20 protein-coding genes and 1 pseudogene are annotated in these 24,184 nt (G+C 70.2%); 10 read left to right on the top strand and 11 right to left on the bottom strand.

The genetic code is table 11. The annotated features are described in order from the left end of the window. Positions 1-244 precede the first annotated feature (244 nt). Together VF329_11805 and VF329_11810 are read right to left on the bottom strand one after the other, a co-directional pair. Positions 245-364 (bottom strand): annotated as a pseudogene (locus VF329_11805) (DUF6152 family protein). A gap of 63 nt (positions 365-427) precedes the next feature. Continuing rightward, positions 428-1,243: a hypothetical protein gene (locus tag VF329_11810; protein ID HEX7081691.1), complete on the bottom strand. Its 816-nt coding sequence runs from the start codon at positions 1,241-1,243 to the stop codon at positions 428-430. A 173-nt stretch (positions 1,244-1,416) separates the two neighbouring features. Between VF329_11810 and VF329_11815 the strand changes: the two genes are divergently transcribed. Further along, positions 1,417-1,941 carry a hypothetical protein gene (locus VF329_11815; GenBank protein HEX7081692.1) on the top strand — a complete coding sequence of 175 codons (525 nt, stop codon included), beginning with the start codon at positions 1,417-1,419 and terminating at the stop codon, positions 1,939-1,941. 6 nt (positions 1,942-1,947) lie between these two features. Here VF329_11815 and VF329_11820 read toward each other — a convergent pair whose 3' ends face one another. From VF329_11820 to VF329_11835, 4 genes are all read right to left on the bottom strand, one after another. Beyond that, positions 1,948-2,919 carry an alpha/beta hydrolase gene (locus tag VF329_11820; protein ID HEX7081693.1) on the bottom strand — a complete coding sequence of 324 codons (972 nt, stop codon included), beginning with the start codon at positions 2,917-2,919 and terminating at the stop codon, positions 1,948-1,950. A 73-nt stretch (positions 2,920-2,992) separates the two neighbouring features. After that, a complete protein-coding gene (gene recQ, locus VF329_11825; protein ID HEX7081694.1) occupies positions 2,993-4,843 on the bottom strand; it encodes a DNA helicase RecQ in 1,851 nt (616 codons plus the stop codon). 22 nt (positions 4,844-4,865) lie between these two features. Further along, positions 4,866-6,374 (bottom strand): BamA/TamA family outer membrane protein, encoded by a 1,509-nt coding sequence (locus VF329_11830; GenBank protein HEX7081695.1) that lies wholly within the window; start codon positions 6,372-6,374, stop codon positions 4,866-4,868. Positions 6,375-6,456: 82 nt separating this feature from the next. Beyond that, the gene (locus VF329_11835) at positions 6,457-9,588 is read right to left on the bottom strand and encodes a BamA/TamA family outer membrane protein (protein ID HEX7081696.1); all 3,132 of its coding nucleotides are present in this window, start codon (positions 9,586-9,588) and stop codon (positions 6,457-6,459) included. Between the two features lie 193 nt (positions 9,589-9,781). Here VF329_11835 and murJ point away from each other — a divergent pair, with 193 nt between their 5' ends. The 4 genes from murJ (at position 9,782) to VF329_11855 (ending at position 14,541) form a co-directional block, all read left to right on the top strand. After that, a complete protein-coding gene (murJ, locus tag VF329_11840; protein ID HEX7081697.1) occupies positions 9,782-11,545 on the top strand; it encodes a murein biosynthesis integral membrane protein MurJ in 1,764 nt (587 codons plus the stop codon). Positions 11,546-11,840: 295 nt separating this feature from the next. Then, entirely contained in the window at positions 11,841-12,128 is a 288-nt protein-coding gene (locus VF329_11845; protein ID HEX7081698.1) for a hypothetical protein, read from the top strand. A 98-nt stretch (positions 12,129-12,226) separates the two neighbouring features. Continuing rightward, positions 12,227-13,147 carry a DMT family transporter gene (locus VF329_11850; GenBank protein ID HEX7081699.1) on the top strand — a complete coding sequence of 307 codons (921 nt, stop codon included), beginning with the start codon at positions 12,227-12,229 and terminating at the stop codon, positions 13,145-13,147. Between the two features lie 221 nt (positions 13,148-13,368). Next, on the top strand, positions 13,369-14,541 hold the full coding sequence (locus VF329_11855; GenBank protein ID HEX7081700.1) for an alpha/beta hydrolase: 1,173 nt from the start codon (positions 13,369-13,371) through the stop codon (positions 14,539-14,541). Between the two features lie 28 nt (positions 14,542-14,569). Here VF329_11855 and VF329_11860 read toward each other — a convergent pair whose 3' ends face one another. Continuing rightward, a complete protein-coding gene (locus VF329_11860; protein ID HEX7081701.1) occupies positions 14,570-15,247 on the bottom strand; it encodes a thiol:disulfide interchange protein DsbA/DsbL in 678 nt (225 codons plus the stop codon). 271 nt (positions 15,248-15,518) lie between these two features. Between VF329_11860 and VF329_11865 the strand changes: the two genes are divergently transcribed. Next, positions 15,519-16,568 (top strand): hypothetical protein, encoded by a 1,050-nt coding sequence (locus VF329_11865; protein ID HEX7081702.1) that lies wholly within the window; start codon positions 15,519-15,521, stop codon positions 16,566-16,568. 28 nt (positions 16,569-16,596) lie between these two features. Here VF329_11865 and rdgC read toward each other — a convergent pair whose 3' ends face one another. Further along, the gene (gene rdgC / locus VF329_11870) at positions 16,597-17,502 is read right to left on the bottom strand and encodes a recombination-associated protein RdgC (GenBank protein HEX7081703.1); all 906 of its coding nucleotides are present in this window, start codon (positions 17,500-17,502) and stop codon (positions 16,597-16,599) included. A 232-nt stretch (positions 17,503-17,734) separates the two neighbouring features. Between rdgC and VF329_11875 the strand changes: the two genes are divergently transcribed. The 4 genes from VF329_11875 to VF329_11890 all read left to right on the top strand — a co-directional run bounded on the left by VF329_11875 (position 17,735) and on the right by VF329_11890 (position 21,605). Next, complete coding sequence (locus tag VF329_11875; GenBank protein HEX7081704.1) at positions 17,735-18,481, top strand: pyridoxine 5'-phosphate synthase; 747 nt, start codon at positions 17,735-17,737, stop codon at positions 18,479-18,481. A gap of 29 nt (positions 18,482-18,510) precedes the next feature. After that, a complete protein-coding gene (locus VF329_11880) occupies positions 18,511-19,230 on the top strand; it encodes a hypothetical protein (GenBank protein ID HEX7081705.1) in 720 nt (239 codons plus the stop codon). A 174-nt stretch (positions 19,231-19,404) separates the two neighbouring features. Then, positions 19,405-21,039, top strand: a complete 1,635-nt coding sequence (locus VF329_11885; protein ID HEX7081706.1) for an MATE family efflux transporter — start codon at positions 19,405-19,407, stop codon at positions 21,037-21,039. Positions 21,040-21,290: 251 nt separating this feature from the next. After that, positions 21,291-21,605 (top strand): DUF1840 domain-containing protein, encoded by a 315-nt coding sequence (locus VF329_11890; GenBank protein ID HEX7081707.1) that lies wholly within the window; start codon positions 21,291-21,293, stop codon positions 21,603-21,605. Between the two features lie 84 nt (positions 21,606-21,689). Here VF329_11890 and VF329_11895 read toward each other — a convergent pair whose 3' ends face one another. From VF329_11895 to VF329_11905, 3 genes are all read right to left on the bottom strand, one after another. After that, positions 21,690-22,247, bottom strand: a complete 558-nt coding sequence (locus VF329_11895) for a hemerythrin domain-containing protein (protein ID HEX7081708.1) — start codon at positions 22,245-22,247, stop codon at positions 21,690-21,692. A gap of 232 nt (positions 22,248-22,479) precedes the next feature. Continuing rightward, positions 22,480-23,727: an MFS transporter gene (locus VF329_11900; GenBank protein HEX7081709.1), complete on the bottom strand. Its 1,248-nt coding sequence runs from the start codon at positions 23,725-23,727 to the stop codon at positions 22,480-22,482. Between the two features lie 78 nt (positions 23,728-23,805). Further along, entirely contained in the window at positions 23,806-24,183 is a 378-nt protein-coding gene (locus tag VF329_11905; protein ID HEX7081710.1) for a diacylglycerol kinase, read from the bottom strand. Position 24,184 lies beyond the last annotated feature (1 nt).

A 24,184-nucleotide genomic window follows, 5' to 3' on the forward strand; every position in this document is an offset into this window, starting at 1 on the left:
CCCGGGATCGCACGAAGGCCAGATCCCGTGGACCCCACCTGGGGCGACGCGAAGGCCAAGCCCCGCGGCCCACTCCCGGGACCGCGCGAAGGCAGGCCCCCGACGGGCCTCACTCCCGGGGCGACGAGAAGACGCGCGTGCCGTCGCCGAGCGTCACCTTGCTCGCGTTGGCGACCTCCGGTGCGTTCCGGGCGCGGAATCCCTCAACGGTAACCCGGTCGCCGGGCTTCAGCGTGTCGTGCTTCTAGCCGCGGCGCATCAGCGTGTTCGGGCTCGCGAGCTCGAAGTCCCAGCTCACCGCCCGGCCGTCCTCGGCGTTTGCGTCGACGTAGAAGCGGGCATGCGGATTCAACCACTCGATCTTCGTGACGGTGCCGACCTCCGGCCGCGCACGGCACGTGCTTCAAGATTTCCAAAGCCGGACTTGCTACGGATCGTAGTGCTGCGACGACTTCTCGTTCTCGTTGCAAATGAACTCGATCAGCTCGGTGTCGAGCATGATCCGCTGGTTCACGCGCACGGTGAACGGCTCCGAGTAGGCCTTCGGGTCGACGATCGTGACGTCGATGTGAAGATGGCCGTAGTCGGGGCGCGTGAAACGCTCGATCATGCGGCCCTCGCTCGTGATCGGGCTGCCGTTCACGTCGAGCCAACCGAGATCCTTGAGCCTCACGGTCTCGACGACGAGCGTGTCGCCTTCCCAGTGACCGACGGAATATCCGTACCACCACGGCAGAACGTCGGGCGGCGGGAGCGGCCGGCCGTCGAGAAAGATTTGCCGGATACCGGAATTGCCCTCGTAGAGGATGACGATGAGATCGTCGGTCTGGATGATCTTGCGCGGCTGCGGATGCATGTGGAGCTGCATCAGACCCATCGGCAGGCAGTGCGCGTCCGGGTTGTCCTTGCTGTCGTTCGCGACCCGCTCGTCGCGCAGCTCCCGGGCCCAGTCGAGGTACGGCAGCTGCCCGCCCTCCATGTTCGCGCCGAGATTGAAGAACGTGGCGCGCGGCGGCGTGCCGGGCGGGGGCTCCTCGTCCCTCGACCCGCGTTCGTTCTCCCAGATGCCCGAGAGATCCGGCTTGCCGTTCGGCATCCGCGGCACCGGCCCTTCGAGATCGGGCTCACCGTCCGCCGTGCGGGGGACGTTCGGCGTGGGATAGGCGGGCCATTGCGCCGATACCGGCGCCGAGAACACCCCGGCGACCGCGATCAGGCCGAGGCAGCCGAGAAATCGTTTCATGGTGCGACCGTGCGACTGAACCCGAGCGAGAAAATACCGTATCCTCGCGCGCAATGCGACTCGGCCGGGCTCGACTATTTTTTAGGCGCCACGCTCTGACGAGCGGCGCTCGGCTTTCCTTCCTCGCGTGGATCTTGTGCTGCGCCGGGGCGGCCGTTGCGCAGCAGACCGACGTGATCGTTTGGAGCGCCGGCCGGCCGCTCGTGTGGTCGGACTTTCGCGGTCCCGTGGATCCGGACGCGCCGCCGCGCACCGCGGCTTCCACGTCGTCGTCGCTCACGCTCGGGTACGAGCTCGAGGTTCGGCAGGATCGACGCTGCACGTTCGTGATCACGAGCATCGAAACGCTTGCGACGTTCGAGCCTTCCGCCTCGTGGGTGAAGCCCGGCCAACGCACCGCGGAGGTCCTCGAGCACGAGCAGGGGCACTTCGACATCACGCAGGTTCACAAGATGATCCCCGATCGGGAGGCGCGCGGCCTCGTCGGCGACGAGCGCCGGTGCCCCAGCGGTGCGGCGATGGAGGCGATTCAGGCCCGTGCGGCCGCGATCGTCGCCGAGGTCCGCGATCGGGTCTGGGCCGACCTTCGCGACGTGCAGGAGCGCTACGACGCGGAGACCGCGCACGGCACGCAGCGCGCCGCGCAGCGCGAATGGAGCGCGCGGATCGAGGAGGCGCTGCGGCGCGGGCGCTGGTAGACGCGCTCAGGCGCGCAGCACGCGCCGCAGCACGGCGTTGCGGTCCGCGACGAACTGCTGCGAGATCTTCGCCTCCGGCCCGAACACGTCGAACGCATGGAACGCGCCGGGATAGACATGGAGCTCGGTCGGCACGCCCGCGTCGATGAGGCGGCGCGCGTAGTCGATGTTCTCGTCGAGGAACGCGTCGATCGAGCCCACCGGGATGTACGCGGGCGGCAGCCCGGAGAGGTCCCGGGCGCGCGCCGGGGCGGCGTACGCCGGGACGTCGCTCGCGCCCGGCGGGCGGCCGACGTACGCGGCCCACGCGTCGATCGCGTTCTGGCGGCTCCAGAACAGCGCGTCCGGCAGCTCCGCGCTCGCGGGCTTCGCGGTGCGATCGTCGAGCGCCGGATAGACGAGCAGCTGGAACGCGGGGCGGACCTCGCCGCGGTCGCGCGCGAGAAGCGCGAGGCCCGCGGCAAGATTCCCGCCGGCGCTCGCGCCGCCGACGGCGATCCGTGCGGGGTCCACGCGGAGCGGGCCGCTTTGCGCCGCGAGCCAGCGCAGCGCGGCATAGCAGTCGTGGAGCGCGGCCGGGTGAGGGTGCTCCGGCGCGAGGCGGTAGTCGACCGACACCACGACGCACCCGACGTCCTTCGCGAGCTGCGCCGTCAGCGCGTCGTCGAGCTCGATGTTGCCGAGGACCCAGCCTCCGCCGTGCATCCAGAGGACCGCAGGCAGCGGCTCGGCACGGCCCGCCGGCCGGTAGACCCGCACCGGGACCTCGGGGTCGCCGTCGAAGCCCGGCGCGCGGCGGTCCTCGGTCTCGACGCCTTCGATCTTCGGCGCTTCCGCCTTGTGCGCGGCGATCATGCCGTCGACGAGCTCGCGCATGCGGGGAATGTCGCCGAGATCGAATCCTCCTCCGGTCGCCTCGAGGAAGCCGTCGAGCGGCGCGACGAGCTCGGGATCGAGAAGCTCTCGGGGGCTTTTCATCGTTCTTCTCCGTGTGGTGCCCGTGTTGTGCTCATCTTGTTCGACTGCACGGAAAAGGCAAGCGCCGCGTCGATCACCCGAAGCGGCGGATCACGTCGAGGAAGCGCTCGCCGTAACGCTCGAGCTTCGCTTGCCCGACGCCGGTGATGCCGAGAAGCTCGCGCTCGGACGCGGGGCGCAGCTCGCTCATCTCGCGCAGCGTCGCGTCGTGGAAGATCACGTAAGGCGGGACGCCTTGCTCGGCGGCGATGACGCGCCGGCAGTCGCGCAGCGCGTCCCACAGCGGGCGATTCTCCGTCGCGAGCTGCTCGATCGGCGCGCGCGCTTTCTTTCGCGGCGCGGCGTCCTTGCGGTCCTCGCGCAGCTCGAGCACGATCTCGCCGCGGAGGAGCGGGCGGCTTTTCGGCGTGAGCGTGAGCGCGCCGAATCGCTCGGGATCGGACCTCACGTACCCGAGGACCGCGAGCTGCCTGACCACCGAGCGCCATTGCCGGCTCGACAGCTCCGTGCCGATACCGAACACAGACAGGCGCTCGTGACGGTGCTGTGCGACCTTCTCGGTGGCGTTGCCGAGCAGCACGTCGACGACGTGAGCCGCGCCGAAGCGCTGACCTGTGCGGTAGACGGCCGAGAGGAGCTTGCGCGCCGCTTCCGTTCCGTCCCATGTGGCAGGCGGGCTCAGGCAGTTGTCGCAGTTGCCGCAGTCCGCAGCCGCCTCCTCGCCGAAATACTCGAGGAGCGGGCGGCGCCGGCACTGCGTCACCTCGCACCACCCGAGGAGGGCGTCGAGCTTGTGACGCTCGCGGCGCTTGTGCTCCTCGTCCGCGGCCGACGACTCGACGATCTGCCGCAGCTGCACGACGTCCTGGAGGCCGTAGACCATCCACGCATCGGCGGGCTCGCCGTCGCGCCCCGCACGGCCCGTCTCCTGGTAGTACGACTCGATGCTCTTCGGCAGGTCGAGATGCGCGACGAAGCGGACGTCCGGCTTGTCGATCCCCATTCCGAACGCGATCGTCGCGACGATGATCACGGCGTCGTCCGTCACGAAGCGCCGCTGGTGCGCGGCGCGCGTCTCCGCGTCGAGACCCGCGTGATAGGGCAGCGCGTCGAAGCCTTGCTCGCGCAGCCATTCGGCGACGCTTTCGACCTTCTTGCGGGAGAGGCAGTACACGATGCCGGCCTCGCCGTCGTGCCCGCGGAGGAACGCGAGGAGCTGGCGGCGCGGATCGGTCTTCGCCTGCACGGTGTAGCGGATGTTCGGGCGGTCGAACGCGCCGACGCAAAGCTCGGGATCCGCGAGCGCGAGGCGCTCGACGATCTCGTCGCGCGTCATCGGCGTGGCCGTGGCCGTCAGCGCGATGCGCGGGACGCCGGGAAAGACCTCGACGAGCCGGCCGAGCGCGAGGTAGTCCTGGCGGAAATCGTGCCCCCACTGCGACACGCAGTGCGCCTCGTCGATCGCGATCACGGCGATCGGCAGGCCGGCCAGGAGCTCGAGCGTGTGCGGCTGCAGGAGGCGCTCGGGCGCCACGTAGAGCAGCGCGAGGGATCCGCTTCGCAATGTGTCGACGATCGTCCGCTGCTCTTGCAGAGGGAGCGTCGAGTTCAGGAACGCGGCCGGAATGCCGAGCTCGCGCAGCGCGCGCACCTGATCTTCCATCAGCGCGATCAGCGGCGACACGACGAGGCCGACGCCCGGCCGCAGCAGCGCGGGAATCTGGTAGCACAGCGACTTGCCGCCGCCGGTCGGCATCAGCACGAGCGCGTCGCGCCCTGCGAGCACGGCCGCGATTGCCTGCTCCTGGCGCCCGCGGAACTCGGCGTAGCCGAACACGTCGCGCAGCAGCCTGCGGGCGTCGTCGAGTGAGGGCGGCAGGACGCTGCGGAGAGGGTCGGGCTGCATGCGGCCGGATGATGCCATACGCGGCGCCGGACATGCGCGCTCAATAGTCGACGCCGATGCTGATTTGGAAGCGCTCGACGTCGTCGCGGAGGAAGGGGTTCGGATGATCGTCGTCGGCGTCGAGCGGGATGCCGTAGCTCACGCGGAGGATCCCGAGCGGGATCGCGACCTCCGCGGCGAGCCCGACGGAGGTGCGAAGCGCCGACGCGTCGAACCCGTAGTCGAGGCGGCGGCCCGCGTCGTCGGTGAAAGCGACGTCCTCGGTGGAGAAGACGTTACCGGCGTCGAGAAAGAAGCCGACCCGCGCGCGGTCCCGCCAGCGCTCCGGCCACGGCGTGAGCAGCTCGAGCTGCGCGCTCAGCAGGAGGTTGCCGCCGTACGGGCGGCCGTTGCCGTCGCGCGGACCGAGCCCGTTCTCGCGGTAGCCGCGCACGGTGAGCGGGCCGCCCGCGAACCAGTTGAGATACGGCGGCAGCGAGGTCGTGTCGCCGCCGTAGGCCGCGCCGAAGCCGAGCCGGCCGCGCAGCCGCGCCGTCCAGCGTGCACCGAGCGGCCGGTAGGCGGTCACGTCGTAATCCGCCACGTAGTACTCCGCGTCGCTGCCCGGCAACGCGAACCCGAAGCTCAACGTCTGCTCGATGCCGCGCTCGGCGAAGATCGGGCGGTCGCGCGTGTCGCGGCGCCAGCCGACCCGCAGATCCGCTTCCGCGATCTGCGTCGTGCGCCCGGCGTCGTCCCGGTCGCCGTTCGCGGCGACCCACTCGAGGAGCTGCGGGCCGGCGCCTGCCGACGGAGCGAGCTCCGCGCGCCGGAGATCGAGCCCGAAACGGATGCTCTGGCAGCAGGCCGTCGTTTGCAGCGATTCGAGGATCTCGTCGAGCACGGGCGAACGGTCGCGTACCTCCGCCGTCGGGAGCCGCGCACGCGCATCGCGGACGAGCCGGCCGAGAGGGCCGGCACTGCGCCCGGCGTCGCCCGAGAGCGCCATCGGGTAGCCGTACTCGAGCGTCACGCCGGCGAGGTCCGCGTCGAGCGGCGACGCGTCCGTCGTGAGGCGCTCGATCCGGCGCGACTCGAGCGCGATCGTCCGGCTGACGCCGCCGCGCCGCGCGTACGGGTCCGTGTACGAGAGCTCGGCGCTCGATCGCAGCTCGCTGCCTTCGAGCGAGAACGCGAGACGCCGCCCGGCGCCCAGAAAGTTCTCGTCGATGTAATACGCGTGCAGGCTCGTTCGAAGCGACTCCGAGTAGCCGCCTCCGCCGCCGTACCGCCGCGCCGGCGACTCCTCGATCGTCACGACGATGTCGACGACGCCGTTCTCCACCGGCCGCAGCGCGGCGCTCGCGCTCGCGACGTACGGCAGCCCTTCGAGGCGACGCAGCGACTCGTCGAGGCTGACGGTGTTCAGATAGGCGCCCTCGAGCTGAAGCATCTCGCGGCGGAGCACGCGATCGTCGATCCCCGTGACGCCTTCGAACTCGATCCGCCGCACGTAAACGCGGCCCTCCGCGACTTGTGCGAGCGCGCCGGCCGCGGGCAGGATCGTCAAGGCGGCGACCAGCGCCGCCCGAGCCGCGCGTCGCCAAGACGCGAATGCGCGCCCGGGCGCCCGCCCGCAGCGCCGCGCAAGCTCACCAGCCGACGCCGAACCGGAAGCCGAACACCGCGTCCTCCTCGGGGCGCTGAAACGGGAATGCATAGTAGAGCTCGAGCGGCAATGCGCCGAGCAGCACGGTGCGCACCGCGAGGCCGGCGCTGACGACGGGGACTCGCTCGATGGTATCGCGCTCGAACGCGAGATCAACCGACTGGCCCGAGCTCCAGGCCGCTCCGGCGTCGATGAAGAAGAGCGCCTCGGTCGGCGCGGCGGGCACGTCGAACAGGCCGAAATCCTCCGTGCCGAGCAGCGCGAGCCGCATCTCGAAGTTGACGACCGCGATGCGGCTGCCGACCAGCCGGTCGAGCTCCGCGCAGGAGGTCATCTCACCGTCGTTCGTGCACTCCGACAGATCGAACGAGTCGAGCTCGTAGCCGCGCATTAGAAATGGGCTGCCGATGTCGAGGAGCGGCAATCGCGGGTCCTCCGCACCGGGGCCGTGACGTCCGACGTGCAGCACGCGCAGCGCGAACGTCAGCGGCTCGTGCAGGAAGTAACGCCGGTAATCTACGAGCGCGGTGTTGAAACGGAGGTCGCCGGACGTCCACTGATTCTCGACTCTGAGGCGAGTGCCGCGTGCCGGGGACACGAGCCCGAAGGTCGAGGTATCGCGCACGAAGGCGAGCGATGCATTGCGGAGGTCGAGCTCGTCCGGCGACGGCAGGCCGATCGTCTCGTGAAATGCCGGCGCGCCGATCGGGAAGACGAACCGCTCGAGCTCGCGCTCGAAGTCGATTCTCGACATGCCGAGCGACACCTCGAGCCGGTTGTTCAGAGAGAACGGATACCGGCCGAGCAGCGAGAGGCTGCCGACCTGCTCGGTGACGATCAGCTGCTCTTGGACGTCGGCCGGAAAGACCTCGCCGTCGATCTCCACGGGCTGCCGCGAGAAGAGCGTCGTGCCCGTGACGTAGGGAATCCGCGAGAGGCTTCCGCCCCATTCGAAGCGGCGCGCCTGGTTCAGGTACGTCACGTCCGCGCCGAGCGTGTCCTCGAAGTCCAACGCGCCGCTCGTGCTGCTGCCGCCGCGGAAGGTCGTCACGATCTGATGGCGGTTGAGCGGATCGTTGAAATAGGCGCTGAACGCGCCGCCGAGGCTCGCGCCGCGGCCGGCCGTGCTGACGACGCCGACCGTGGCCGGCGCGATGTCCGCGAGCCGAATGCGGCCGCGATAGTCGCGGGTCGGATAGTCGCGGTCCGGCGGGGGAAGCCCGAGCGTCGCATCCGCGAGATAGCGTTGCACCACGCTCGGCTCGGCTTCCGCCTCGATCGGCGGCAGCAGCGCGGCCGTGAAGCTCGGCTCGGCTTCGATCGGAACCCCTTCCGGCGCGCGGATGCGGAAGATCTCGAACCCGCCGTCCTCGAGCACCGAGAAGGCGAGGGTGCCGTCCGCCGCGACCGAGAGCGCGGGCGACGTTCCGGTGATGCCCGACACGCCGGTCTTCAGATTCGTGATGCGGACGGTCCGGCCGGCGGCGAAGTCGTACCGGAAGACGTTCGGAACGCCGTCCGGCTCCGCGATGAAGTAGAGGCTCGCGCCGTCCGGGGAGAACTGGGGATCGATGTGCTTGCCGCGCGCGAACAGCGGCAGCACGTCGATCGCTCCGGTCTCGACGTCGAGCACCGCGATCCCGAGGTCGCCGAAGCTCAGCGTCTCGAGGTCCGTGCCTCGTCCGCGGTCCGTGACGAAAGCGATGCGCCGTCCGTCAGGGGAGACGCCCGGCTCGATCGCCGTGTACGGGTCGTTGGTGAGGCGCGTGAGCGCGTTCGTCTCGAGATCCAGCCGATACAGATCGCTCGCGCCGGCAACGATCGCCGAGAACACGATCGAACGCCCGTCCGGGAACCAGGCCGGGTGGCGCATGGCTTCGATCCCGGGGAGATCGATGACGCGCGCGACCTTGCCGCGCTCGACGTCGTAGATCGCAATTCGGCGCTCGCCTTCGTCGAAGACCCCGAGCGCGAACCGTGCGCCGTCCGGCGACCAGGCGACGCTCGACTCGAGGAAGCTCAGATTCTGGAAGTGCCGGTCGGCCTCGGCGTGCAGCAGCCGCTTCGTGATCTTGCCGGTCTCGGTATCCGCGAGGTAGAGCTCGAGCTCGAGCTGGCGCGTGGAGAGGAAGGCGATGCGGCGCCCGTCCGGGCTGAGCGACGGCGCGAGATTCACGGAAGCGCCGGTCGTCTCCGACGTGAGGAGCGGTTCGGCCTCGGCGGCCGGATTCTCGCGCGCGGCGAGGATCGGCGCGTAGGCGTCGCGCAGCGCGCCGTGAAATTCCGCGAGAAGCTCGTCCCGGGAGAGGCCGAGCGTGCTCTCGATGCCGCGCTCGAGACCTCGCGTGAGCGCGCCGAGATAGAGCCGGCGCACCTCGTCGTCGCTCCACCGCCCGGCGACGTATGCCCATAGCGCCTGGCCGTACTGATAAGGGGAGGGCCGCCGCTGCACGAGCCGGTCCGGCTTCGGGAGCAGGTCGTGCCGCACGGCGTCGCGCATCCACAAGGCCGTCGCCGGGTCCACCCGCCCTTGCGACAGATACTCCGCGAGGCCTTCCGTCATCCACAGCGGCAGCTGCTGGATTTGCACGTTCTGGTTGCGCTCGGCGAGCGTCTTCGCGATGTCGAACTGAAACACGTGCACGAGCTCGTGACCGATCACGTGATCGTTGTCCGCGTTCACGCCGGTGAGCGGAAGCACGACTCGATCGAGCAGCGACTCGGTGAAACCGCCGGTGCCTTCGCCGATCAGCCCCGGCGTGACGGTCGTTTGCTGAAAGTCGGCGTGATTCTGATAGACGATGATGCGCTTCTTCTCGCTGAGCTCGTGGTCGAAGAACCGCGAGAGCCGCCCGTACCAGCGTTCCGCGAGCGCGGCGACGTACTCCGCGTGCGGCGCTCCCCGAGGGTAGTAGTGGATCAAGAAATGTTCCGTCTCGAGGATCTCGAACTCGAACCGCTCCCAGAGCACCTTGTTGCGCCCGAAGTATTGGGCCTCGGCGGCGACGGGAAGGAGCGCGGGCAGCGCCGCCGTCGCGGCGAGCAGCACGCCGATGATCACGAGCGGGACCGGACGACGCGGGCGTCCGGTCTGTCGGAGTCGTCGCGGCAGCACGGCATTCCCTCGTAATGTCCCAGCGGTCCTTCGCCGTCGTACGAGCGCGGTGCAGAGCCTCTTGTTCCGATACATGCAAGCGATATGCCTATTGGACCTCGAGTCGACCTCCGGTTCTCCGGTGCGGGCGCGCGACCCGGACTTTTACCCGACGGATCGCTTACTCTTCGGCGTCGCTGTCGAATCAGGTCGAATGATCGAACGGGGAAAATCGCCGCCGGCGCTGCCCGATCCGGTCTTCGGGGCGCCCGAAAACGGGGGCACCGCCGGTACGGGCGCGGCCAGTGCGGCCGGAGCACGCGCCGCTGCCGCGGGCCCTGCCGAGTCGGACGCGGGCGCTGCCGCGGCGGCCGATGCGTCTCGGGGCCGTGCGGCGCTCGTCGCTGCGGGCATCCTGCTCAGCCGTGTCGCAGGCTTCGCCCGCGATCGCGCGCTCGCCGTCTATTTCGGCACGGGCTTGCACGCGGATGTCTTCAGCGCCGGTCTGAGGATGCCGAACGTGCTGCAGAACCTGCTGGGGGAGGGCACGCTCAGCGCGTCGTTCATTCCGGTCTATTCGGAGCTGCTCGAGCAGGGGCGCCTGAAGGAAGCCGGGCGCGTCGCCGGCGCCGCCTTCGCGCTGCTGCTCGTGGTCGCGGCCGCCGTCTCGCTTGTCGGCATCACGCTCGCGCCGTGGATCGTGACCATGTTCGCCCCGGGGTTCGAGGGGGAGCGGCGCGAGCTCACGATCGCGATCACGCGCATTCTCTTCCCGATGACGGGAGTGCTCGTGCTGTCGGCGTGGGCGCTCGGTGTCCTGAACAGCCACCGCAAGTTTTTCGTTCCGTACTTCGCCCCGGTGCTGTGGAACGCGGCGATCGTCGCGGCGCTGATCGCGTTCGCGGGACGGCTCGACCTCGACGGCTTGCTGCTCGCGGCCGCGTGGGGCGCGCTCGTCGGCGGCGGGCTTCAGCTCGCCGTGCAGCTCCCTTGGGTCGTGCGGCTCGACCGCGAGATCAGGCTCGGCGCCGGGCGCGCCGAGCCGGCATTCCGCGAGGCGGTGAGGAACGCGCTCCCGGCGATCGCGGGACGCGGCGTCGTGCAGCTCGGCACGTACGGCGATCTGATCCTCGCGAGCCTGCTCGCGGTCGGGGCGCTCACCCGGCTGCGTTACGCGCAGACCCTCTACATCCTGCCGATCAGCCTCTTCGGGATGAGCGTCGCCGCGGCCGCGCTGCCCGAGCTCGCGCGCGAGCGCGCGAGCGCGGTGAACGCGCTTCGCGCACGAACGGCCGGTGCGGCCCGGCGGGTCGCGTTCTACGTCGTGCCGAGCTTCGTCGCGTTCGCGCTCCTCGGCGACGTGCTCGTCGCGGGCCTCTATCAGGCCGGCCGCTTCGGCTCCGCCGATGTCACGATCGTCTGGCTCACGCTCGCCGCGTACGGCTTGGGGCTCCCCGCGTCGGCCACCACGCGCGTCTACCAGTCGGCGTTCTTCGCGCTCCGCGACACGACGACGCCGGCGCGCGTCGCGGGAATTCGCATCGCGGCGGCGGCCGCCGCCGGCGCCGTGCTGATGACGCAGTTCGAGCCGGTGACGATCGGCCCGATCACGATCCCCGCGGGGATCTTCGGCGGCGCGACGGCCGGCGGCTTGCCGCTCGGGCCCGTCGGCCTCGCGCTCGGCTCCGCCGTCGGCGCGTGGATCGAATGGCGGCTGCTCGCGACGCGGCTCGAACGGCGAATCGGCCCGGTCGCGGCCGGCGCGGGCGCGCTCGCCCGGATGCTCGTCGCGGCACTTGCGGCCGCGGCCGCTGCGCATGCCGTGCGGCTCGCGCTCGGCGGCCTGCATCCGCTGCCCGCGGCCGCGATCGTGGCGACGGTCTTCGGCGCGGTGTATCTCGGCGCGGCTTCCGCGCTCGGCCTCGACGAAGCGCGCGCTCTCGCGGAAGGGATTCGCCGGCGGCTGTCCCGCGGGTGACGCGCGCGAGCTCGCAGACGCGCGAGCTCGCCAGCTACTTCGGCTTTCCCGGTATCGGTGCGATACGGCTACTAGATGACTCGAGGTATCGCCTTCGCGAATGCCTGCTCGTTCCAAGCATCGACGACGGCGCCCGCCGCGATGCATCGAAAAATGTGACGAGCTTCAAACTTCCAAAGACGGTCCTCACGCAAATAAGTCAATCTCCAGGTTTCTCGATGGAGTCAGTCCTTACCGCGGCCGAGAATGAGTGCCATCGGAAAGCTGCGCCCTTCCAGGCGCTGGAGCGAGGACGATGAAGTCGACACACCTGTTTGGCATTGCGCTCGTCGCGGTGTTTTCCTCGGCGGCCGCCTTCGGCGCCGATGCGCCCGCGGGGACTGCCGCGGAGGAGACCGTCGTCACGGCGGCGCCCGAGCCGGATCCCGCGATCGAGGAGATCGTCGTGATCGCCCGGCGTCCGGCCAAGCTCGAGGAGACGATCGCGGCGCCTCCGCCGGTGAACGTGCTCGAGGACCTCGGCCGGCCGAGCGAGCTGGAGGAGCATATCGCGTCGGAGCTCGAGGTCACGCTGAGCTTGTAACCGCCGCTCGCGGCGAATGCCCTTCACGGGCCGGCCTCGCGCCGGCCCGTTTCGTTTCCGGCCCGCCGATCCTTCCCGGCCGGTACAATGCGCGCCCCATGAGCGCCGCACCCCAGACCGCCGCCGCCCGGCCGTCCGCGACTCCCGCCATGCTCGCGGGAGTCGGCACGCTGCTCCTTTGGAGCGGAACGCCGATCGCGAACGAGATCGTCGTGGAATACATGGACGCTTTCACGGCCGGCCTCCTGCGGTCGATCGTGGCAGGCCTGGTCGCCGTCGTGATCGCGCTTGCGCTGCGGCTGCCGTTCCCGAAGTCGCGGCGGGACCGAGCGCTCCTCGCGGTCGCTGGCCTTGCGAGCTTCGCGGCCTGGCCGGTGACGCTGAGCCTCGGCATCGAGCGCACGACCGCCGGCCACGCGGCGCTGATCCTTGCGACGATTCCCGTGATCGCGGTGCTGCTCGCGGCCGCTCTCGAGCGCCGCGTGCCGTCCCTCGGATGGTGGCTCGGCGCGGCGGTCGCGCTCGCCGGGTGCGTCCTCGTCGTCTCCGTCCGGAGCGGCGGGTTGCGCAACCCGGGGGCGGGGCCGACCGCGCTCGGCGATGCGATCGTCTTCGTCGGCGGCGCGATCTGCGCCGTCGGATACGTCGTCGGCGGGCGTCTCTCGCCGCGCCTCGGCACCGCGCCCACGACGTTTTGGGGCCTCTCGCTCGCGATGATCGTGCTGGTCCCGCTGCTGCTCGCGGTGCGGTCGCGCACCGCATGGGCCGACGTGCCGCTCGACGGCTGGCTCGCGATGGGCTGGCTCTCGCTGTTGTCCTCGTGCGCGGCGTACGCCCTGTGGTTCTATGCGCTCGGCCGGGGCGGGATCGGCCGAATGTCGTCGCTGCTGCTCGTGACGCCGGCGGTCACGCTGCTCGGCGCGGCGCTCGTGCTCGGCGAGCGTGTCGGCGGGCTGCTGCTCGTGTGCTGCGCGCTCGTGATCCTCGGCACCTATCTCGCGCAGCGGCACGCGGGCTAGTGTCCTTCTCCGGTCACACGCGTTCGTTCGAAGCGGTTGCGCGAGCGCTGCCGCGGCTCGCGAGCGAGCAACGGCCGTCCCCGCGCGCGCCGATCGCTCGGGGTAACCCCGGGGTGGACATCGACGGCCCGGCGGCCGATGCTATCGGTCGAGACGTCGCCGGCACCGCCGTCAATCGCACTCGACCGCGAGCCCGGACGCGAACGGCCGAAAGCGAAGCAGTGAAGACATCCGCCCGTATAGCGCTCCTCGCCGCGACGTCGCTCGCCCTCGCCGCCGTGCTCTCGAGCTGCGGCGATTCGGCCGTGCCCGGCGCCCGAAGCTGCACCGCGCCCGAAGGTACCGTTCCGTTCGTCTTCGAGTCCGCAGGGCGGGAGCTTTTCGGCTTCGTCGACGTTCCGGACTCGCCCGGCCCGTATCCCGCGATCCTGCTGCTCCATGACAGCGGCCGGACCGACGTCACGCGTGGGCTCGGCGATTTCGCGGCGCTCCGCGACGCGTTTCGGGCCGCGGGCGTCGCGTCCGTCGTCTGGGACAAGGCCGGGAGCGGCTGCAGCGGCGGCCGGTACCGCGGCCTCGCCGATCTCTACGTGCGCGCGGACGACGTGCTCGCCGCGCTCGACGCCCTCCGCGCGATCGAGGCGGTCGACTCCGACCGCGTCGGCGTCTGGGCGCTCGGGGAGGGCGGCTGGGTCGCGCCGATGGCCGCGGTGCGGACCGACGCGATCGAGTTCGTGATCCTTGTCGGCGGCCCGGCCGGCGATCCGATCGACCGGCTCGGCTATACCGTCGGGCGCCGGCTGGAGCGCGCGGGCTACGCGCCGGAGGAGTCGCGCGATATCGTGGACCGGCTCGTGCGCGCGCTCGCGGCGATGCGCGATCAGGCGCCTTACCGAGACTACCAGGCCGCCGTCGCTCCGCTCGCCGAGCATCCGTTGCTCCCGCCGCTCAGCGAGGCCGGCTCCGACGTCTATCCCACCGAGCGACGGTACGACGAGCTACGGGAATCGGCGGCCCTCCACGTGACGCCCGAAGTTTTCCTTCCGGCAGTCGAAGCGCCCGTGCTCGCGATCTGGGGCGATCGCGACAGCGAGGTCGACTGGCGCCGGGCGATGCGTGCGTATCGGGAGGCGTTCGCGAGAGGCGCGAACGCCGATGTCACGATCCGGGTGTTCGAGGGCGCGGACCACGCGATCTGCACCGGCCCCGCGGCGCCGGACGAAACGAGCGAAGCCGACGGCTCGGCGCCGGCCGCGGCGCGATGCCCGCTCGCGGAGGATTATCTCGAGACGATGACGAGCTGGCTCGCCGCGTACGGTTTCACGCGATCGAGCGGCCCGCGGCAGACTCGGGCCGACGCCTCGCCCCGTCCGATCGAGCCGTCGGCCGAATGACGGCCTCCCGCAAGCCGGGATCGTCGGACTAAGGGCTCTTCTCGTGCTCGCGGGCGGCGAGCGCGTCGATGATCGCGAACCAGCGCTCGTACGAGCCGGCCATCGCGCCGTCCGTCAGATACTTTCCGTCGACGATGATGTTCGGCGTGGCCCCGACACGATAGCGCCGGATCAGCTCGTCGGCGCGCTGCACCTTCGTGTGCACGCTGAACGAGTTGAACGTCTTCCTGAAGGTGGCCTCGTCGACGCCGAAGCGGGCGAAGAAGTCGGCGAGCCCGTCCTCCGTATCGAGCAGGTTGTTGTTCACGTGGATCTCTTTGAAGAAGGCCTGGTGCATCTCCTCGACCTTCCCGAGGGCTTCCGCCGTGTAAAACGCCCGCGCGTGAATCCGCGACAGGTCGCTCCAGCTCGCCGGCAGAAGGACCAGGTTGACGTAATCCGCCTTCTGCGCTTTCCACTTCTCGAGATACGGCTCCAGATTGAAGCAGTGCGGGCAGCTGTACTGAAAGACCTCCGCGACCTCGACCTTGCCGTCCGGCGTGCTCGTCGGCTGCGCCGGGTTGATCGCCCTGTAGTCGCGGCCCGCTTCGAGATCGGCGGCCGTCGCCGATTGAGCGCCCGCGATCGGCGCGGCGCCGAGGGCCGCGAGTAGCAGGCCCGCCGCCGCGAAGCGCGACGGGGATGCGAACGGACGAAAGAGCGTCATGGGCGGATTCTCCTGACCGGATGCGCAAGCGGGGCCGATGCTACCCCAAGCCGGCCGGCATAAGAAGGCGAGCAGCGCTCGTCTCGAGCCCCGCACCGGGCGCCGGCTGCCCAGGCCCCGCCGCGGGGCGGCCGAAACCGTTCGAGCGCCAGGCCGGGGCGGCGCTGTCGGCGCGCGGCTACACCTTGTCGCCGGGGGCGAGCGTGTCGAAGATGCGCCACCGTCGAGAGCGGCGCGCCGCCCAGCCGGCGCACGTCGCAGGGAGGAGGGGATGACCGGTCCGTTACGACGGCGTGGTGCGCTGATCGTGCTCGTCGCTTCGATCGGCTGTGCGCGGGCGCAGACCGTGACCTACTCGGATTCGTCGTCCGCGGAGAAGCTGGAGAGCCAGGTCGGCTTCGCGATCGGCGAGGAGGCGTTCTCGCTCGAGGCGGACATGACGCTGGTCGGAGAAGGCGGCGCGACGAGGGTCCTGCCGCGCGTGTCGTCGTCGTGGAGCGGCGGCGACTTCCTCGACGTCGAGACCGTGCTCTTGTACGAGGACATGAACCGCACGCTCGGCCTTTCGAGCTCGGCGCTCGAGACGCGTGTGCAGATCGCTCCCTCCATTCCGTTCGTCGAGCGGCTCGACGCGGAGCTGCGCCGCTCCGCGGGCGCCGCGAACGACACGTTGAGTGTCGCGTTCTCCGAGCTCGAAACCGCCTTCAGCGTGCTCGGCGGCGATCCGCTCGATATGCGCGCCGACGTGACCCTGCTCGCGACGGGGGAAGAGTCCGCAGCCGAGTCGCGCTTGACCTCGACGTGGGGCCTGGGCGAGACGGTCGACGTGAAGTCCGTGCTGCGCGTCGCGGAGGATCCGTCCGTCGCCGGCCCGACGCTCGATACCACGCTCGTCTACGACGCGCCGGTCGCCTTCATCGACAAGATCGAGGGCGAGGTTCGCCGCACGTCGATCGGCGCGGAGCGGCAGTCGCTCGCGCTGCTGTTCCCGGAGCTCTCTACCGGGGACGCCGTTTCGGCGTTCACGATCTCGAGCAAGGCCGTTCTCGAGGAGATGCTGCAAGCGGACGGCGTCGAGACCGTGAGCATGGGGGTCGAGACGAAGCTCTCGGGCTTCATGCCCGACCTCCTCGGCGGGCGCAACGCGCTCAGCTTGAAGCTCGAGCGCATGCTCGACACGCAGATCGCGACCTCGTCGCTCGCCTACGATCACTCGTGGTCGCCGAGCGAGGCCGCGTCGATCGGCTTCAACCTGAAGGTGCTTCGCAATCCGGACGACGTCGAGCCGTCGATGGGCCTCACCTGGTCGACCGAGTTCTGAGCACGCGCGGCTGCGACGCGCGGCGCGTCTACGCAGCCGCGTGCGAGGCGCCGGCACCGAGCGCGCGGCCGATCGCCGCGAGAAGCTCTCGCAGCGCGCCGCTGAGGAGCGCGAGCTCCGCGTCCAAGCGCGCGAGAGGATCCTCGCCCGCCTCGTCCGCGGCAGCCTCCATGCCGTTCAGCTTCAGCTTGCCGAGACCCCCGTTTCGGTCGATCACGCAGCTCAGCATGTTGCCGAACTCGACGCCGAGGTGCGTGAGCTCCATGCCTTCCTTGACGTGCTTGCGGACGGCGGGGTCGGCGAGGTCCATGTCCGCGCAGCGCACGGTGGCCTTCGGGTCGGACGGGTCCTGCATCCGGCATTCCCGGCCGAGCACGAAACCGCGCGGGGCGTCGCCGAGGAAGATGCGCGCGAGCAGCTCGCCGACCGGCCGGTCGAAGGCGAGCGGCGCGACGTCGAGACTTCCCATCGCGGCGCGGACGTGATCGAGAAAGCGCTCCGCGCGGGACTCGGACAACGTCGCGACGGCGATCAGTCCTTCCGACCCGAGGACGAGCCCCGCCGTGCGCTCGGACCGCACGAGCGCCTTCGGCAGGAGCTCGTCGCGGGTTTGCTCGCGAAGCCTGCGCTTCTCGCGGCGGCTCGGCTCTTCCTGCGTCCGCGCGCGATATTCCTCGAGCCGGCTTTCGAGCGCGTCGTCGATCGCGGCAGACGGCAGCAGCCGGGACTGCGTGCGCAGCCTCAGGAGGTCGGCGCCCGCGACACGTCGGCAAAGCGCGCCTTGCGGATCGCCAGTCGGCGGCTCCCACCCGGCGCTCCGTTCCGTGTAGGCGCCGCACGGCCGGAATGCGGCGGCCGCGAGGCGTTCCGAGAGCTGCTGCTCGGAGTCCGGCCAATCACTGCTCAATCGATAGAAGCGAACGCTGCGAAACATCTCGATCCGAGGAAAGCTCGAGGGTAAGGCCGCGCTCCCGCGGGCCTCGAAAGGCCGGGGAGTATCGAGCCTCGCGGCCTTCCTGTCACTCTTGAAAATCGCGGCCAGTTCGCGCAAGGACGGGAAGCGCCGGGCGGCCGCCGCACGTTGATTAACGTGCGCCGTCCTGAGATGCTTGCGCTCGTGCGACCCGTCGCGCCCGCGACGCCCGGCGCCGCCCGTCGAACGAGCCATGCCCGAACGTGCCGTCACGAAGCTCAGCGTCAACCTGAACAAGGTGGCGCTGCTGCGCAACCAGCGCGACGTCGGCTATCCGAGCGTCGTCGAGGCGGCGCGCATCGTGATCGACGCCGGCGCCCATGGCATCACGGTTCATCCGCGGCCGGACGAGCGTCACATTCGCCGCGGCGACGTTTTCGACCTCGCGTCGCTGCTCGAGGAGTACAACGGGCGGATCGAGTTCAACATCGAAGGGAACCCGACCGAGGATTTCATGCGGCTCGTGCTCGACGTGCGGCCCACGCAGGCGACGCTCGTGCCGGACTCGCCGGAGCAGCGCACGTCGGATCACGGCTGGGATTTCCCGGCGCACGGCGGCGCCCTCCGGCCGATCGTCGCGCGCTTGCGCGAGGCCGGCGTTCGCGTTTCGTTGTTCGTCGATCCGGAGATCGACGCGGTAGCGGGTGCGCGCGCCACGGAAGCCGATCGCATCGAGCTCTACACCGAGCCCTACGCCGCCGCGTTCGCGTCCGGCCAGTACGACGCCGTGCTGCGCGCCTACGTCCGCTGCGCGGAGGAAGCGCAGCGCCTCGGGCTCGGCGTGAACGCCGGGCACGATCTGAATCTCGAGAACCTGCCCGCGCTGCGGGCGGCGATTCCGATGCTGGCCGAGGTCAGCATCGGTCACGCGATCACGGCGGACGCGCTGAAGCTCGGCTTCGCCGGCGCCGTGAAGGCTTATCTCGAGGCGTTGCGGTAAGAGCAGAGAAATCTCGAGAGGAGGCGACCATGCGCGGACGAACGCTGATCCTGGGTGCCGCATCCCTCGCCGCGGTCGCGGCCGTCGCCCAGCAAGCCGAGCGCGGGCCGAGGACGCAGCCCGGCACGCAGATGGGCTTGTACGCTCCTCGCCAGCACGAGCTCTACGACGGCCGCTTCATGATCACCGGCCGCGGGGTCTACCAGGTCGGCACGCTTCGGGACGAGCCGCCGTGGGATCACATGGGCAACGACGCGAGCAATCTACGGCCGGTCGACGGCGAGATTCTCATCGACGTGGACGAGATCCGGAACACCGGTACCTTCCGCGCGGAGCTTCAGTTGCCCGAGGGCGACTACGTCGTCGAGCTCGATCGCTTTCACGAGTTCTCGCCTTGTCAGGACGGCGGGATCGCCGCGTACCTGTTCGAGCACGGCAATTCCGGCTGCGGCGACATGAACTGGCCGAAAAGCCTGCTGTTCGTCGCCGGCTGGGGCTATGGCCATGCGACGCTGAACGGCGATCCGCTGTACGAGGATTACGAGATTCACTTCATGGTCACGCAGGGCATGCGCGATCGAGAGACGCTCAAGGTCATGCTCGAGCCGAGCTCCGGCGAGGCGGGAGCGGTGAATCCGGCCGCGCAGCAGCTCGACTTCTACATTCGCAGCCCCGAGCACGACGACCGCAATCATCCGGATCGCCGGGTGTTCGATCATTTCTTCGCGACCGAGGTGACCTGGCGCTGAGCGCTTCCTTCCGCGATGCGGCGTGCGGCCCGGCTTGACCGGCGGCCGCACGAATTGACGCCGCGCCGGCGCCGCTTCACGATACCCGCTTCCGGCCGCCGCGTTCACGCGGCTCCCTGATCCGCCAAACGGGGCTGACGCCGAGAGGCGCTCGTCCCAAGCAAGCCGTTCGCCATGAGCCCGCGGACCCGTCATCGTCCGAGCGCCGCAGATCTTGCGGATCTGCTGAAGCTCGCCGCTCCGATCGTGCTGATCCAGGTCGGCATGATGCTGATGGGCGTGGTGGACACGATCATGGTCGGCCGCCTCTCTGCGGTCGCGCTCGCCGCGGTCGCGCTCGCCAACCTGTACAGCTTCGGGATCATGATCTTCGGGCTCGGTGTGCTGCTCGGGCTCGACCCGATCGTGTCGCAGGCGCTCGGCGCACGCGACGAGGAGGCGGTCGGCCGGGCGCTTCAGCGCGGGCTCGTGCTGTCGGCCGTGCTGACCGTGCCGATCTCGCTCCTGCTGACGACCGTGGAGCCCGTGCTGACGCTCGCCGGGCAGCCGCCGGAGGTGGTGCCGCTCGCCGCGGGTTACGTGTATCGAGTCCTGCCCGGCGTGTGGCCGTTCTACGCGTTCGTCGTCCTGCGTCAGACGCTGCAGGCGCACCGGCGCACCGCGCCGATCGTCGTGACGATCGTGGCGGCGAACGTCGTGAACGCCGCGTTGAATTACGTTTTGATCTTCGGCCACTTCGGGTTTCCGGAGCTCGGCGTGCTCGGCTCGGCGTGGGCGACGTGCATCAGCCGCTGGGTGATGGCTCTTCAGCTGCTCGCGCTCGGCGGGCGGCACCTGAGCGCCCACTTGCGGCGCGTCGCGCCGCACGTGCTCGACCCGAAGCCGCTCGGGCGGATGCTGTGGATCGGCGCTCCGATCGGCGCGCAGATGATGCTCGAGTTCGGCGCTTTCGCGGCGGTCGCGCTGCTGATGGGGCGGCTCGGCGTCGTCGAGGTCGCGGCGCATCAAGTCGCGATCAATCTCGCGTCGTTGACCTTCATGGTTCCGCTCGGCGTCTCGTCCGCGGCGGCCGTGATCATCGGCCACGCGGTCGGGAGGCAGGACGCGCCCGGCGTTCGGCGGGCGATGCTCGCCGCGCTTCTCGTCGGCGCCGCGTTCATGTCGCTCACCGCCGCGCTGTTCATCGGCGCGCCCGGCCGGCTCGCGGCGCTGTATACGAGCGATGCCGCGGTTCTCGCGCTGGCCGCGGTGCTGCTGCCGATTGCGGGCGTGTTCCAGATCTTCGACGGATTGCAGGTCGTCTCGCTCGGGCTGCTGCGCGGTCTCGGCGATACCCGCGTTCCGATGATCGTCAACGTCGTGGGTTTCTGGTGCTGCGGGATCCCGGCGAGCCTCGTGCTCGGCTTCGGCGTCGATCTCGGCGCCGTCGGTCTGTGGTGGGGCCTCGTGCTCGGGCTGGCGGCCGTGGCCGCGATTCTCGTGCTGCGGTTGAGGCACAGGGCGTCGCGCGAGCTCGTGCGCGTCGTGATCGACGATCGGCCGGTCCCCGCGGCGCAAGCGGGCCGTGCGCGGTCGCACCCGCAGCGCGGCGCGCGACTCGAGACGACCGGTGCGTCGGCGAGCGCGGGCGCGTCAGCGCCGATCGAGCAGGTCGATGTCGCGCAGCCGGCCTTGGTCGAAAACGAGGTAAGCGCGGAACTGCCCCGGCGAGCGGTCGTAGGTCCAATATTCGACCGAGGTCGTGCCGACGACGTATGTGGCGCCGAGCACGCCGCGGGCTCTGATCGGCACCGACGAGACCTCCCGTGAATCCGGCTCGCCGCACCTCGCGAGCACCTCGGAAGCGGTCATACCGGTGTCGACGATCGAGCCGTTGCAACGAAAGACGTCCCGGGCGTCGGCGGTCGCCGCGACCGCCGCAAACGCCGCGAGCGCGCAGCCGACCCAAAGCTTCGCTGCATGCATGGCGCCTGACCTCCTACGCTTGACACCGCCCCGGCACGAATATTGAGATAGGGCGGACGCGCGAAAGTTGCGGACGACGAAAAAGTCGAATCACGATGCTGGTGACCTTCAAGACCAAAGCATACGCGAATATCACGATGTTCGGGGACGTGGCCGTGAAGCTCCTGCGGATGATGGGCCACAGCGGCACCGTCCCGAGCGCGATCCTCGCCGACGACGTGCCGGCCGCGCTCGAGCGGCTGAAGCGGGCCGTCGCCGAGGAGAAGAGCAGAGCGGCGGCCGAGCCCCGGGACGAGCGGCCCGACGACGAGCAGGAGCCGCCCGTGAGCCTTGCCAACCGTGCGTTGCCGCTGATCGAGCTGCTCGAGGCCGCGGTGGAGCGGCATGCCGACGTGATGTGGGAGAGCTGACGCGGCCCACGCGAACGGGATTGCGGCGCCCGTCCGTGGACTCCGACGACGGCTCCGGCCCCGATGCGCGGGAGCGCGGCCGGCTCAGCCCCGATCCAGCATCAGCGGAATGATCAAGTCTTCCTCGTCGTCGAGGTGGCGCGCGAGCCGGCGAATCAGCAGCAGGCTCGCGTCCGAGTAGCGCTCGGCCGCGCCGCGCACGTGGTGGCGATCGTGCTCGGATGCCGCGACGGCGCCGAGCAGTGCGTTGACCGCTTCCACGACCGCCGCCATTCCCGCGTGCAGCGTCTGGTGATCGCGCTCGAGCGTCTCGAAGCCTCGCGCGAGGCTCGGCTCGGCCGCTCGAAAATATGGGAAGTAGTGAAAATCTTCGATCTGATGGTGGCCGTGCAGATGCGCAAGCAGATTCTGCAATGCGGGCGCGGTGCTCGCCGCGAATCGCCGCGCGTCGAGCCGCTCGGCCCGGTATTCGGCGGCCAAGGACTCGAGCGCATCGCACTGGCGGCGAAACGCGTCGTGCCGTTCCAGCCAGAACTGCGCGATCGCGGAGCCGCGCGCTCTCCAGGTTTCGCGCGGATACCGCCGCAGCAGGTCGAGAAGCTCCTCCGGCCAGCCCGCGCGCTCGTCGATGTCCAAGCTCAATCGATCACCCGTGACGCAACGGACGTCCGAGCAGGCGAGCGAAAGTCTCGCCGCCGGACGGGTCGACGGATTCTGCCAGAACCAAGGCGCCGGGGTGCCGTGCGACGTCGGAGAGAAGGGAGAGGCAAGAGCGACGGCGCATCGGGGGAAAATCGGGGGGGAGACGATTTGGACGCGGCCGCCGCTCCTGCCCATATCGGCATGAGCAAGGATCGTGCCATCGTCCGCGCGCTCACGGCTGCGATGGTGTGCCCGGCTCGTCGGCCGGCGCGATCATCTCGAGCGCGCTCTGGGACGTGCGTGCGAGCATGACGAACGGCTCCTGCTCCTCCGGCGGGCGCGCGCGCCGCAGCCGCATTCGCACGAGGATGAAGACCGCAAGGGCGCTCTGCATCGCCGCGAGGAACCCAAGATATCCATACCCGGCGAGATATTGGATCAGCGGTCCGGCGAGCAGCGGCCCCGCGGCGGCGCCGATGCCGTAGACGAGCAGCAGGCCGCTCGCGGTCGCGACGAAATCGGCCGGCGCCGCGAAATCGTTCGCGTGGGCCACGCAGAGCGGGTAGAGGCTGAATGCGCCGCCGCCGTAGAGGAACATCAGCGCGAGCAGGCCGGGCACCGATTGGCGGGCGAGCATCAGCGCGAGCGCTGCGAACAGCGCGGCGCCGAGCGCCACGGTCAGGATGACCGTGCGCCGGTCCCAGCGGTCGGAGGCTTGACCGATCGGCCACTGGAGGGCGACGCCGCCGAGCAGCACGAGGCTCATGAACAGGGCCACCTGGCCCGTGCCGAGGCCGACGCGCGTCGCGAAGACGGGCCCGAGCGCGAAGAACGCGCCGTTCGCGAGGCCCGCCACCAGCGTGCCGGCGACGCCGAGCGGCGAGATTCTCCACAGCCGCGCGAGATCGAGCTGCACGGACGAGATCAGGGCCGGGTGAGGGACGCGCGTCAGCACGACCGGCACGAGCCCGATCGACAGCAGCGCGCCGGCGATGATGAAGGCGGTGCTGATCGAGTCGGCGCCGAGCAGGATCAGATATTGTCCGCCGGCGAGCGCGACCAGCGAGATGACCTGATAGAGCGCGAAGACGCGCCCGCGCGCCTCGTTCGTCGCGCGCTCGTTCAGCCAGCTCTCGATCACCATGTAGAGCCCGACCATGCACCCGCCGGTCACGAAACGCAGCGCGGCCCAGACGGCCGCGTCGATCAGCAGCGGATGCAGCAGCACGGCCGACGCCGCGGTCGCCGCGAACGCGGAGAACGCGCGTACGTGGCCCGCGTCCCGAACGATCTTCGGGCAGACGTACGTGCCGACGACGTAGCCGACGAAATACGCGGACATCACGAGACCGGTGAGCGTGCTGGAGAAGCCCAGCTGGTCGGCGCGCAGCGCGAGCGCAGTGCCGAGCAATCCGCTGCCGGCGACGATCAGGCACGTGCCGAGCAGCAGCGCGAGCAGCGCGTTGACGACGGCAGTCACCTTCGTCCTCCACGGCGTCGCGGAGCGCGCGTCACCGGCGGAGAGGCGGGGCGGGGCGGGCGGCGAAGCAGCACGGGCCTAGCGGAGCCGTTCCCACAGCAAGACGCCCCAGACCACGGCCGCGAGCACCAGGCTCATGAAGACCGCGGCCGAGCCGAGGTCCTTCGCCCGTGCCGCGAGCAGATGGCGGTCGGTCCCGACGCGATCCACGGCCGCCTCGACGGCCGAGTTCAGCAGCTCAACGATCAGCACGAGGAGGCAGGAGCCGATCAGCATGAGCTTCTCCACGGCGCTCGTGCCGACCCACGCGGCGGCCGGGATCAGGAACGCCGCGGCAATGCACTCCTGTCTGAACGCGGGCTCGTGGAGCCACGCCGCGCGCAGGCCGGCGAGCGAGAACAGCGTCGCGTCGAAGACGCGGCGGAGGCCGGTGTTGCGAGGCTTCGCGAGCGTCATG

The organism is Gammaproteobacteria bacterium (assembly GCA_036381015.1).
Lineage (GTDB): Bacteria > Pseudomonadota > Gammaproteobacteria > Steroidobacterales > Rariloculaceae > ZC4RG20.